Below are 13,557 nucleotides of genomic sequence, written 5' to 3' on the forward strand. Positions count from 1 at the left end.
GCAAAGGGAACATAAATCATGGAAAGGAGGGACCAGTATGCAGAAAACAAAACGAAGAAGTGACATAGCAGCGATTTTCACATGCCTGCTTCTGCTTATTTTGCTTGCCGGATATACCTGGATGATGCGTACGCCTTCCTTTCTTTCTGGCAAGGCAGGAAAGCCGTTCCTGAACTGGATCATGCAAAATTCAGATCTGGCGCTGGCAGTGCTGTTTCTGATTCTGACATCGGTACCGTTCTATCTGACATTTGATAAAAGAAAAGCACAGGCAAGAGATCTCGTGCCGGTTGCTCTGATGGCGGCAATGTGCGTAGTGGGAAGAGCAGCATTTTCCATAGTACCACTTCCGAATTTCAAGCCGGTGACGGCGATCGTGATGATCACGGCGATTGCATTTGGTGCGAAAGCAGGATATCTTACCGGTGCGCTTGCGGCGCTTTTGAGTAATTTTCTGTTCGGGCAGGGACCGTGGACACCGTGGCAGATGTTTTCATGGGGGATGATCGGTCTGATGACCGGACTTCTGTACCGGATCGGTGTATTTGGTACAGTAGGACAGGTGCAGACAGATGAACATGGAAAGAGAAAGAAACCAGTCCGGCTGTGTGTGTTCGGATTTTTCTGCGGAATTGCTTATGGCTGGTTTATGAACCTTCAATATATTATCGGATATGTAGATCCGATCAACTGGAAAACAATCGGACTTGCCTATGCGCAGAGTTTGTATTTTGATATCAGTCACGGAGTGTGCACGGCGCTTGTGCTGTATCTGGCAGCAGAACCGTGGACGCGAAAACTAATGAGGATCAGAAGAAAATTTAGTCTGGGAGAGAAATAAATGGATAAGAAACGAATAAAAAAACTGTTGACAGGCATCCTTCCGTTTCTTCTGATTGTTGCACTTTTGTGGATGCTGCCGGGGCGGACTGTGAAACCGAATAATCCGATTTCGGATAAGACAACAAAGTTAAAGACGAATTTCGGAACCGGCGGTCAGTCAGGTAAGAAAAAAGAACAGTTAAAAAATGGAACTGATGACAAAGCGCAGAAGAACGGAAATGGTTCCGGGACGAAGACGCAGGAGATGTCAAAAGAGAACACCACACAGAAGAAACAGAAAAAGACAAAGAAATCTTCTGGTTCAAAAGCGCAGAAACAGAAAGGAAACCAGGAGACAAAGGGTGATAATGGCAAACCGGACGATAAAGTTCCGGGGAAGAATCCGAATGGAGATAATGATGCAGACAGTGGAAAACATAATCTGAAAAAGCCGGATAACGGAGATAATACCGGAAACAAAGACGGAAAACTGGTGACGGATCTTTACAGCCGGACAATCACTTATTCGGAGCTTACAGAAGATAAGCTGGATTTTTATGCGTATTATTCGAAGTCTGATGTAGACGCGAAGATAAAAGTAAATTACAAGCATGAGAATGATACCGGCAACGGAACTTGGCTGAAGTCAGAGAATCAGAAAGATTATCAGGCAACATTAAAGCACGGTAAAAATGTTATTACCATTTACTATACGGATGAAAAAGGAAACCGTGACTGGGCGCAGGCAGTGGTCGATTATGAGGCAGATAAGGCAGATAAAAATAATCCGACAGTAGGAAAGCATCCGCCATTGATAGAGACAAATCTGGATGACGGATTAAATACGATCCATACATCGGAATTTACATTTACAGTCAGTGCGAAAACATGGGAAGAAAAACGTATTTATTCGAATGCAATCCGTGTAATCATGGATGGAAAAGAAGTGACAAATCCGACCGGCAGTGGTGTATATGAATATGAATTACAGTTTAAACGTCCGAATGTGGGCGATACTTCCGACCATGTGATCACAGTGCTTGCGTGGGACAAAGACGGCAATTCCAAGTATGTGGAATATAAGCTTCGCTACCAGTATCATAATAAAGATGAGAAAATCGGAAGCGTTTCGGTTGTTATTGACGCGACAACCGTGGAATGTGGCGTTGTAGAAGAAGGAACGGTAGATGTAAAAGCCGGAGATACGGCGGCAGAAGCGGTGCTGAAAATGCTGGATGATTACGGGTATACTTATAATTCCGGCGGGTCTGTAAAACAGGAATTTTATCTGAGCAGCATTGCCCGCGCGGATGCATTTAAAGGTTGTAAGATTGGAGAACGACTGGAAAAATTGCTGAAGCGTGATGGTATTACGTTTACTTCGCCGGGCTCCAGAGACCGGCTGAGCGAATTTGATTTCACAAGAGGTTCGGGATGGTTGTATTTCATAAACGGAAGTTACTGCCCGGGTAAGGCAATGTCTGCATGGAAGTTAAACGGTGGAGAGAAGATCGTGCTCCGCTATACAGTTGCTTATGGAAAAGACGTTGGTGTGACAGCGACAACAGAAGGAACATTATCCGGTTATTGTGCAGTCTGGAGAGACGGCGAGATTATTGAACAGGGACACAGTTATAAAGAGACATCCCGCGTGGAACCTACAGCGACGAAAGATGGATATGTAGAGTATACATGTAAGCGGTGTGGCGAGACAAAGCGGGAAACACTTCCGGCGACAGGAAACTCTGAGAAACCGGATAGACCAGGTTCTACAGATAAGCCAGATTCATCAGACAAACCGGGTTCCACAGATAAGCCGGGATCCACAGATAAGCCGGGATCCACAGACAAGCCGGGCTCCACAGATAAGCCAGATTCATCAGACAAACCAGGTTCCACAGATAAGCCGGATTCATCGGATAAGACGCAGCCGACAGATAAAGAAGAAACAACTGCAGATACACTAAAGTGAGAAAATGAAAAAACCAACAATTTCTGATACGCCAGACAAAATAGGGGAAACAGAAAATTAAGAGATCACAGAGAATAAAAGTCTCTGCCAGGGAGAAGAAGATGAGAAAATATGGAAAACGCCTGCTTGCAGGAATCCTTGCATTTACACTTGCTGTTGGAGGTGCCGGATGTGCAAAGGAAGAGACGCAGGTAAAAAAAGATTTGAAATCGCAGATTGCACAGAGCGCGGAAAGTCTGGATACATTTTACGAATCACAAGAAAAATCTGTCCTGCTGGATGAAAGTACGCTCCCGGCGGGAGACGGAACGAGCGACTGGACGGCGGTTGCGCTGACATTCTCGGGAAAAGCAGACAGCAAAGTGCAGGCGGCATATTTGAATCGGTTACAGAAGTATGTCGAAAAAGCATATGAGCGGGGCGGCGGTTTAAGTAAAGTAAAGGCAACCGAATATCACCGGATCGCACTTACGATGCTGGCGCTTGACGGGAATCCGGAAAAAGTGAAAAACGCATCCGGGAAAGTGATCGATCTTGTTGCGGACGGAACCTGGAATTTTACGAAAGGCGATCCGGGAATCCAGGGCGCAAATGGACTGTGCTATGCATTGCTTATGCTGGATGCCGGAGATTATAACAATCCAAAGAAGCCGGAGCTTAGAAAGAAGTTTATAACAGAGCTTCTGGAGTATCAAAAAGAAAGTGGTGGTTTTTGTATCGACAACAGTCTGGATCCGGAAGTAGATATAACAGCTATGGCGGTGCAGGCACTTGCACCTTATTATAAAGAAGACAAATGCAAGAAGGAAAAACTGGATGCGCAGAAGATGAAAGAAAGTATCGATGCAGCAGTAAAATGGCTTGCTGCGCAGGAGTCTGACGATGCAGAATTTCTATATGATAATATTGCAAGTTCTGAATCCATTTCCCAGGTGATCCTTGCACTGTGCGCACTAGAAAGAGATCCGGGAAAAGATGAGACATTTACGAAAAAAGAAAGCACACTGCTGGACGCGCTTGCAAAGTTCCGTAAAGAGGATGGCATATATATGCATGAAAAAGCGGACGAAGAAGGAAGTGCGATGGCAACGTATCAGGCAATGATCGCTTTGGAAGCGGTACAGAAATTGCGGACAGAGAAGAAATGGATTTTTGATTTTAAATAAAATGCAGAAGGATAGCAGGGAGAAAGGAACAGATATGCACGATAAAATAGTACAGATACAGGAAGAAGTGAAAAAAGCCATTGTCGGAAAAGATGATGTCATAGAGAAAGTTCTGATCGCAGTACTGGCACAGGGACATGTGCTGTTGGAGGATGTGCCGGGAACCGGAAAAACAACACTTGCGACAGCATTTGCGAAGGCGCTTGGCCTGGATAATAAGCGTATCCAGTTTACACCGGACACGATGCCGTCAGATATTGTCGGATTTTCTGCTTATGATATGCAGACAGGAGAATTGCAGTATAAACCGGGCGCGATCATGACAAATCTCCTGCTGGCAGACGAGATCAACCGTACGTCCAGCAAGACACAGGCAGCGCTTCTGGAAGCAATGGAGGAAAAACAGGTGACAGTGGACGGCGTCACGAGAAAACTGGAAGAACCATTTATTGTTCTTGCGACCCAGAATCCGGTCGGTACAGCGGGTACTCAGAAACTGCCGAATGCACAGCTTGACCGTTTCCTGATGAAACTAAAAATGGGATACCCGGATCGTGCCGGGCAGATTGAGATGATGAAAGACAGACATCACGCCAATCCGCTGGATGATGTACAGCCGGCAGTGGATATTCCGGAACTTCTCAGACTGATCGGAGAGGTGCAGAACGTCTATGTGGATGATCTGATTTACAATTATATTTCAGAACTTGTTGAAGCGACGAGGACACAGGAAAATATTCAGCTTGGCTTAAGTCCGAGAGCGGCGCTTGCAGTATGCCGGAGCGCGAAAGCATGTGCATTTATCAAAGGACGGGATTATGTGATACCGGCAGATGTGCTGGAAATCTTTGCACCGGTATGTGTGCACAGACTGTTGCTTTCTGCCAAAGCCAGACTGCATGAACAGTCTGCGGAGTTTGTCTTAAAAGAACTGACAGAACAGATTCCGGGACCGGAGATAAAGGAGTCAGTGATTCGATGAGAAAACAAAGGATCAAAGGAATGATCAGCTGGATATTTGTGCAGGCGGTACTTGGAACAGTTGTATTTTTTCGTGACAGTGCCATAGCATTTTATTGCGTGGTGTTCTGGTTTCTGATTCCGTTTATAAGTACAGCTTTGAATCTGTACATAAGAAAGAATCTGAAAATGGAGATTTTCTGCCCGGCGTCTGCCGAAAAAGGAAAAGAACAGTCTGCGGATATTTTTGTTGAAAACAGAGGAAAACTTCCGGTATTTCATAGTTTTGTCAGAGTACAGATGAAAAACAGGCTGACGAAAGAAATGACGGAACAGGATATTGAGATTCCGACAGTGACAGAGAAACAGACAAAAGAAAGTTTTTCCTTTCGCTCAGATTATTGCGGTTATCTGACGATGAAGATAACCGGAGTTTTTCTGATTGACTGGCTTGGTTTTCTTGCTGTCCGCTGTAAAGAGAGCGGGACACAGTCTGTGGCAAAAACGGTTGTACTGCCGGATACATTTGTACCGCAGATAGTTTTAGAGCCGGCAGCCGGAAGTACAGAGGATGCCGAAGAATGGTCGCCGTTCCGGAAAGGAAACGATCAGACCGAGACGTATGCGCTCCGCGATTATGCACCCGGTGACAGCCTGCGGCAGATCCACTGGAAATTATCATCAAAGAGAGGGCAGCTTATCATAAGAGAGCCGAGCCTTCCGGAAATAAAAACATTGCTTTTGTTCTGGAATAAGGAAGGACAGGCAGAAGCAGGAGAAATGGATACGATGGCAGAAGTTGTTTCATCTGCTGCTCAGATGATCTGGGAAATGGGTGAGACATTTACACTTGGATGGCAGCAGAATGAGGAGAGCTGTTATATGCCGGTCGGAACAGAGGAAGAACTGCAGCGGGCGATCGCGCAGATGTTAAAAGGAGAATTTCCGGTGGAAGAGCAGACGCAGAATACATATGCGAAAGTGATTTGTTTTGGACTGGAAAATCAGGAAGAAGGAAATCTTCCGGATGAGCTGAAGGAAGCGCAGGTGACAGAGGTGCTCTGCGCCAGAGAACCGAAACGAAGAATTGCGGAACCGGGCAGGATCATCTACTGCGCCGGAACTTACAGAGAAGATCTGATAAGAATGGAATTATAAAGAACAGATCACAAAGAAGAGATTATAAGAAACAGTCTGTAAAGAACAGCGTGTAAAATGCAGGAAGGATGTTATATTGGCAGGACTTTATATCACAAAGAAAAAACAGAATAAGAAAGCCATTTCTGACAACTGGTGGTTCGCAGGGCTCAGCATAATCCTGCTTCTTACAGCGCTGGTAAAGAGAAAGGCTGTGAAAAATGGTTTCAGCAGACAGGGAAATGTCTGGAGAGCATTTCTCACAGGAAAGACAGGGAAAATCTGGCTGGATTATCCGGTGCATGGAAAAGCAGGAAGTGTACTGGCAGCAGTTCTTCTTGCAGTACTTCTCGGAATGTTGCTTTTTGTTCTTGTGAAAAAGAAAAGAACAGGAATGCTCCTTGTGGTCTGGACAATCTGGATGGCAGGATATGGAATCGGATTTTTCCGGAAAAGATGGGGACTGTTTGCAGGAACACTCTTTCTTGCCATATATTTTGCGTGTCGTTCCGGTATGGCAGGAGATAGTTTACAAAAAAGATTCTGGAAGAACAGGATAGCACTTGCAGGTGCGTTGGTGCTGATAGCCGGCATCTGCCTCGCAGGGAGTGGAATCGTAAAAGAAATCCTGGAACGTATAGGTGCAGATACGCTCAATGCCGGACATGCAAGGTTGGAACTTGCAGGAAAAATGCATGCCATGCGTTACGATCATGGAGAGACTGCGCTGACAGAGGGTGTGCTTACGGATGTAAAACAGCGGACACAGAGTAAAAAGACAGCGCTTCTTGTCACGATGGAGCATCCGCAGAAACTTTATCTCAGACAGATGACCGGGGAAATCTATACAGGGAGTTCCTGGGAGCCACTGGATGCGAAAGATCGAAAAGAAGGAAAGGCTTTATTTTACTGGATGCACAGATCGGGCCTCTATGGACAGAACGTAACGGGCGAGGCACTTGGACTTTCCGGTAAGAAAAAAACAGCGTCCGTGATAGTTGAAAATGTATCGGCATGCGAGAAAAACAGGTATTTACCATATGGTTTGAAAGCAGGAACCACTTTTGTGGAAGATGTAATCGGAGATACAGAAAATCCGGCGCAGACCGGAAAAGAGAAACTGACATACTACACCGGAAGTACGGCGGACTGGTACAAACAGGCAGTCTGGATTGAAAAACACCAGAAGGAGCAAAAAGTACAGCAGTATCTTAAGAAGGAAGAGGCATACCGGAAATTTGTCTATGCAAAAGATCTCCGCCTTACGAACACGGCGATCGGCGTGATGGAAGAACTTCTGAAAAATGAAAAAAAGGAAGAACATTCGCTGACAGAGATCTTAAAGCTGGTGAAGGATACTTTGGCGAACCAGTTGAATTATAATGAAGCTGTACGAACAGATAATGGCAAACAGGATTTTCTGCGCTATACGTTTGAGCAGACAAAAAATGGATATGATGTACACTATGCGACAGCAGCTACATTGATGCTTCGCTATCTCGGAGTACCGGCGCGTTATGTGGAAGGTTATTATATGTCCGTAGATGAGATGAGAAATGTGAAAGCCGGACAGCCGGTGAAAATTAAGAAAAAACAGGCGCATGCGTGGACAGAATATTATCTGGACGGCGTTGGTTGGATCCCGCTTGAAGTGACGCCGGGTTATACAGATAAGGAAGATGAGCAGAAATTATCAGACATCCTGTCAGGCACAAACGGAAAAGGCGGAGCAGCAGGAAAATTATATCAGAAAAGCGGACAGACCTACGAGCCGCAAAAAGCGGACGGTCAGCAGGAGAAGAGTTCGAATGACAAACCTGTATTCCGTGGACAGACCGGGAAACATCTTCTGTGGTTGTTTCTGCTGATTCTGGTGCTTGTTATTGTGGGAATCAGCGTTATCATTTTATGGAAGAGAAGAAAAAAATTAGTTTCTTTTGAAATAGAAGTCAGTAAGATGGAACCAGCGGCAGCAGTTGCGGAATTGTATGGCTACAGTCAGAAGCTTATGGAACTGTGCGAGGTGAAAGTATGTGGCATGGAAGTGCCGGTGGCAGGTTTTGCAGGTGCAACGGAGGCTGACGAAACATGTGCGCAGGCAGAAAGCGAACGGATGCATTTCCTTAATCAGAAAGCGAGATTCAGCGGGCATACCGTAAGCGAAAAAGAAAGAAAGGAAATGCTTGCTTATGTGGAAAAAGTGATTTGCCTTTGTAAGAAACGAAGGAGTAAATGGAAATGTTTCCGGGATCATTATCTGTGCTGGAGATACAGATAAAGCTGGCAAAATGAGCTGGCTGATTCAAAAAGTACAGCAGGATAGCCAGAGAATATTTGAGCAGAAACAAACGAGATAAGAATGAAGGAGAATGCGCATGAAAACGAAACAGTGGAAACGATTACTTGCGGGAATACTATGTGTGACGATGGTAAGCGTCAGTACGGGGCCGGTTGTGTATGCGGCGGATGAGAGCACCACGCAGAGCAGTTTTGCAAAGGAAAGTTATGAGCAGGAAAGTTCTGCAAAAGACAGTCAAATGCAGAGTGAACCAGACAGTGCAAAAAAGCAGGCGGCAGATTTGACGGAACAGAAAGAAGAAACCGCGAAGAGAGCAGGAAGTTTCGTTCTGGCAGCATCCGGTAAAAATGAGAATCTGATCTTGCCGGTATATGTAACGTATGAGGCAGGAGATACCATCTGGACGGCTTTGCAGAAAAGTGGATACAAGTTCGAAAGAAGTGTAGATGACAGCTTCGTAAAGAAAATAGAAGGGAAAGCGGGAAACTATTGCGTGTTCTGCGACGATGGCAGTTATGATCTGGATGCGTCACCGGAAGACATTCAGGTAGTAGAATTTACTGAGATGACAGAATATGCAAAAAGCAGAAGTGCGCTGCTTTTTCGCATGGCAGAATACGAGAAGATGACGAACCATGTGCAGAAAGATCCGGCATGTGCAAAGGCATATGACAATGCAAGAAAAATGTACCGCAATGCCGAAGAGGATGTGGCGGCGTCTCTTTTAAAAGAATTGAATAATGCAATTGCCGCATATGAAAAATATCTGAGTGCGGCAGCCGTAAAGATTACGATAAATGCGACGCAGGACGGGAAAACACAGAAGAATCTGACGCTTAAGTTTACAGATGCGTATGACAACACCGTTACGGCAAAAGGGACAACGATCAATTTAAGACCCGGAACATACAGCTATGAAATATCCGATGGCGGTTATAACAGTTATGAAAACGCAGACGGAAAAGAGTTGAAGATTACAAAAAGTATGACCATTCAGGCGGAACTCCCGTCCGGGAAATGGTTTAGCGATGTGAAATTACTGAAAAGCCGGACAGATGCAGATGGAAAAAAACAGGCATATGCATATGAAACGGATGCGGATGGGCACAGCGTAACCTGTGAGGTGGACGACCGTGCCGGGAAAAATGAAAAGGTATACCTCTATGCAGAGCGTGGCCAGGATCTTCCGGACAGGGAAAATGCATCAGCAGTCCTTTCCTGGTGGGAAATAAAGGAAGATACGCAGGATTCGGAGCCATCCGCAGAGAGAGAAACCATTGCGTGGGAAAGTGAAAAGAACGATTGCACTTCCGGTGTAAAAGAAGGAATGACTGGTGGAAAACTTCAGTTGGAAGCACGTTATACGGTGAAAAACTCTTCCGGCACAAGTGGTGTGCAGGTGCAGAAATACCAGGTGACGTTTGAACGTGTCCCGACCGCAGACATTTCGCTGAAAGATGCAAAAGGTCGTGCGCTGAATCTGGGATTTGAGCCGGATATTACAGAATATGAGACAGATACAGTCAGCAGTAAAGTATCGGTAGAAACGAAAACCTATGGAACGGACGGCTACAGCGTGACGGTAAAAAATGGAGATACTGTTTCGGAAGATGGAAACTGTAATCTTTCCAAAGGCACAAATTCGGTTACTGTGACAGTTGCCCACACGAATGGAAAATCGCGTACCTATCATTTCAAAGTAAATCTGGTTGAAAAAGTACCGGTAACGCTGAAAACACCGGATGGCGTGAAAGCAGTCATTGTAGATGCGAAAGATAAAGAGATTGAACCGGAAGAGGATGGAACGTATGCATTGATTCCGGGTGCTTCCTACTCTTATATTGCATCAAAGGATGATACCTATTTTGCAAAAGAGACATTTCAGGTGAAAGCGGTTGCGGACGGCACAATGACGGTGACCGCCGCAGAACCGGAAGAAAAAGACGGACTTGCGGGATTCGCAATGTACAATGCTGCTATGGGCAGCAGACGGGAAGTGTTTACACCGGAGCAGGAATTTGAATCTGGTCGGCATATGTACCAGTACGCGGTACCGGATGCAAACAGCGCCATTTATGTACAGGCGAATACGCAAAATGATTATCAGGTGAAAGCAGTCTGGACAAAGCAATCCGATGGAACCCAGGCAGAGCAGACAAGAATTGCAGCAGTAAATACGAGCAAAGGAGCAACGGTGCTGGGGCATGTGATCGAAGCGTGTGCGTATGGAAATACAGTGACGATTGTCACTTACAAAGAAGTATCCGGTGTGACTTATTACCAGAATTATGAAATGAATATCCGGCGTTCTCTGCATTTAAAGTCATTGAAAGCATCAAACGCTTCCGGAGATCTTACATTTGTAAATGCAAATGGAACGGCAGAGGCGTTTGACCGGGAAATTTATGAATATCAGGTAAATGTTGCAAAAGGAACGAAATCTGTAAACCTTTCCGGAAGTTTCCTGAATGAAGAGAATGAAAACTGGTATGATGGCGGCTATTATGCAGTCATTGGCGATAAGACGTATTCTGATCTGTCGGATATAGAAGTCCCGATTTCTGAAAATGGAGCAGACGAGAAGATAAAAATCCAAGTTGCGCATGCGAATCTGGATACCGTGCAGAATACATACACAATCTGTGTGAAGAAAAAAGAACCGGTTCAGGTGACATTTCAGGTAGATCCGGAAGATGCAAATATTTTCATTCAGAATGAGACGGATCATACTACTGTTTATACGGAAAATGGAATCTGTAAACTGTTGCCTGGAATACCGTATTCCTATACGATTACAAAAAATGGTTACAAGGCAGTCAGGGTGACAGATTTCCGTGTGGAGGAAGATATCAAAGTTCCGGTCACACTGGAAGAAGCGCCGGAAAATACAGAAATTAAAGATCTGAATTCTCAGTGGCCGAGTTTCCGGGATGAGAATAATAACGTAGTCTTAGATGAGAAGACACCGGTCAAAGCAGAAGACAGCGTTCTCTACTGGGCAAATAAAGATGATTTTGACGGTTATTGCGGACATCCGATTCTTGTAGACGGATATCTGTACACATATGACAGTAAGAATCTGCTGAAAATGGATACGATAACCGGAAAACTGGTGAAACGCGGAGGTGCGCTTGCAAGACCTTCGTCCTTTGCAATCCAGCCACCGACTTATGCGGACGGAATGATTTTTGTCGGACTCAGCCAGGGAACAATCCAGGCATTCAATGCAAAGACAATGGAATCGCTGTGGGTTTATGAAGATCCGCTCGGTGGACAGCCGAACTGCCAGATTACGTATAAAAATGGATATATTTATACCGGTTTCTGGAATTCAGAGACAGCAGAAGCGAATTATGTATGTATTTCGGCAGCAGATGAAGACCCGTCCCAGACAAATGAAAAGAAAGTGGCAACCTGGACACATACCGGAAAAGGCGGCTACTATTGGGCAGGAACTTACGCGGATGAGAGTGGAAAATTCCTGCTGCAGGGAACGGAAGACGGAGAGAGTGGTTACAAGAGCGGATATGCACATGTGTTCTCCATGAATCCGAAAAATGGAAAAGTGATCGATGATCTGATCTTGCCGTTTACCGGAGATATCAGATGTAACATTGTAAAAGATACAGAAGGGGACAACCCGACGGGTGATTATTATTTCACATCAAAATCCGGTTATTTCTATCGTATTTCTGTAAATGCGGACGGAACGTTTGACAAAGATTCGCTGCGGTGGATCAAGCTGGAGAACAGCAAAGGCTCCGATCTTACAATGAGTACCTCAACACCGACGGTTTACAATGGAAGAGCATATGTAGGCGTGTCGGGATCAGAACAGTTTGGTGCATACAGCGGACATGGAATCGCGGTGCTGGATCTGAAAACAATGTCGATTGCATATGTTGTACCGACGCAGGGATATCCGCAGACGAGTGGTGTTCTGACAAGAGCATATGAGAAAGAGACCGGAAAAGTGTATGTCTATTTCTTTGATAATTACACACCGGGAAAACTCCGTGTGATCTCTGATGAACCGGGACAGACGGAAGCCACTGATCTGGAGCAGGAAACTGATAAAGGAAATACATATGATGTAGGAACTGTGCTTTTTACACCGTCTGATGCGCAGGCGCAGTATGCACTCTGCAACCCGATCGTGGACGAGTACGGAACTTTATATTTCCGCAATGATTCCAACCATATGATGGCGCTTGGAGCGACGATCAGTAAACTGGAAGTGACAAAGCAGCCGAAGAAGACATCTTATAAAGAAGGAGAAAAATTCGACCCATCCGGTATGCAGGTTATTGCGACCTATACGAACGGAAAGACGAGAGATGTGACAGAATATGTCAGCTACTCAGAAGAATCTCTTACACCGGATGATACGGATCTTACAATCACATTCCCATATGTGAAATATCAGAACAGAGACGGACAGGCAGGGTGTGATTACACAGCGCCGATCACAAGCGTTTCACTGGATATTTCCAAAAAAGAACCGGAAGTAGAGCCGGAAAAAGAGGTCATACAGGAAAAAAATGTAACTCTTGCGAAAACAAGTTATACATATAATGGAAAGGTGCAGAAGCCAACCGTGAAGGCGAAAAATGCCAAAGGGCGGATCGTTGCAACGAGTAACTATACCGTATCCTATGCATCTGGACGAAAAAATGTCGGAAGCTATAAAGTGACTGTAAAATTCAAAGGTGATTACAAAGGCACGGTCACAAAGACATTTCAGATTGTGCCAAAGGGAACGAAGATCACAACTTTGAAAGCCGGAAAGAAAAGCTTTACAGCAAAATGGAGCAGACAGAAAACCCAGACAACCGGTTATCAGTTTTCTTATACAACGGATAAGAAATTTAAAAAATCAGTAAAGACCATAACGATATCTAAGAATACAACAGTGCAGAAAACAGTGAAAAAATTAAAATCTAAGAGGCTGTATTATGTAAAAGTACGCACATACAAAACTGTGAAAATAAACGGAAAGACAACAAAGCTGTATTCAGGATGGTCATCTTACAAAAAAGTAAAAACAAAATAGTAGAAATATGAAACAAAATATTGTATCATTATGAAATGAATAAAAAAGAGAATAAGAAAGGTCAGTGCGTCCGGGATGATTGATAAAGAAATCCCCCGGCAGTGGAATGAGGTGAGAAGCCTCGCGAGACGGTCACTGTGAAGTCTGG

The 13,557-nt window shown here is 44.9% G+C and carries 7 protein-coding genes; all 7 read left to right on the top strand.

All coding sequences use genetic code 11. The annotated features are described in order from the left end of the window. Positions 1 to 37: 37 nt before the first annotated feature. On the top strand, positions 38 to 841 hold the full coding sequence (locus tag DW125_RS12225) for an ECF transporter S component (RefSeq protein WP_117538321.1): 804 nt from the start codon (positions 38 to 40) through the stop codon (positions 839 to 841). After that, entirely contained in the window at positions 842 to 2,794 is a 1,953-nt protein-coding gene (locus DW125_RS12230; protein WP_117538322.1) for a DUF4430 domain-containing protein, read from the top strand. It abuts the gene before it with no gap. A gap of 101 nt (positions 2,795 to 2,895) precedes the next feature. Then, positions 2,896 to 3,960, top strand: a complete 1,065-nt coding sequence (locus DW125_RS12235) for a prenyltransferase/squalene oxidase repeat-containing protein (protein WP_117538323.1) — start codon at positions 2,896 to 2,898, stop codon at positions 3,958 to 3,960. A 34-nt stretch (positions 3,961 to 3,994) separates the two neighbouring features. Continuing rightward, positions 3,995 to 4,942: an AAA family ATPase gene (locus DW125_RS12240; protein WP_117538338.1), complete on the top strand. Its 948-nt coding sequence runs from the start codon at positions 3,995 to 3,997 to the stop codon at positions 4,940 to 4,942. Continuing rightward, on the top strand, positions 4,939 to 6,078 hold the full coding sequence (locus DW125_RS12245; protein ID WP_117538324.1) for a DUF58 domain-containing protein: 1,140 nt from the start codon (positions 4,939 to 4,941) through the stop codon (positions 6,076 to 6,078). Before DW125_RS12240 ends, DW125_RS12245 begins: the two co-directional genes overlap by 4 nt. Positions 6,079 to 6,154: 76 nt before the next feature. Beyond that, positions 6,155 to 8,335 (top strand): transglutaminase-like domain-containing protein, encoded by a 2,181-nt coding sequence (locus DW125_RS12250; protein WP_117538325.1) that lies wholly within the window; start codon positions 6,155 to 6,157, stop codon positions 8,333 to 8,335. A 97-nt stretch (positions 8,336 to 8,432) separates the two neighbouring features. After that, a complete protein-coding gene (locus tag DW125_RS12255) occupies positions 8,433 to 13,409 on the top strand; it encodes a bacterial Ig-like domain-containing protein (protein WP_158549925.1) in 4,977 nt (1,658 codons plus the stop codon). Positions 13,410 to 13,557 lie beyond the last annotated feature (148 nt).

It is taken from the genome of Dorea sp. AM10-31 (assembly GCF_003435815.1).
Taxonomy (GTDB): Bacteria; Bacillota; Clostridia; order Lachnospirales; family Lachnospiraceae; genus Dorea_D; species Dorea_D hominis.

Coding starts and splice junctions, on each gene's coding strand:
- DW125_RS12240 (WP_117538338.1), top strand. CDS start 3,995: ATGCACGATAAAATAGTACAGATACAGGAAGAAGTGAAAAAAGCCATT.
- DW125_RS12225 (WP_117538321.1), top strand. CDS start 38: ATGCAGAAAACAAAACGAAGAAGTGACATAGCAGCGATTTTCACATGC.
- DW125_RS12245 (WP_117538324.1), top strand. CDS start 4,939: ATGAGAAAACAAAGGATCAAAGGAATGATCAGCTGGATATTTGTGCAG.
- DW125_RS12230 (WP_117538322.1), top strand. CDS start 842: ATGGATAAGAAACGAATAAAAAAACTGTTGACAGGCATCCTTCCGTTT.
- DW125_RS12235 (WP_117538323.1), top strand. CDS start 2,896: ATGAGAAAATATGGAAAACGCCTGCTTGCAGGAATCCTTGCATTTACA.
- DW125_RS12255 (WP_158549925.1), top strand. CDS start 8,433: ATGAAAACGAAACAGTGGAAACGATTACTTGCGGGAATACTATGTGTG.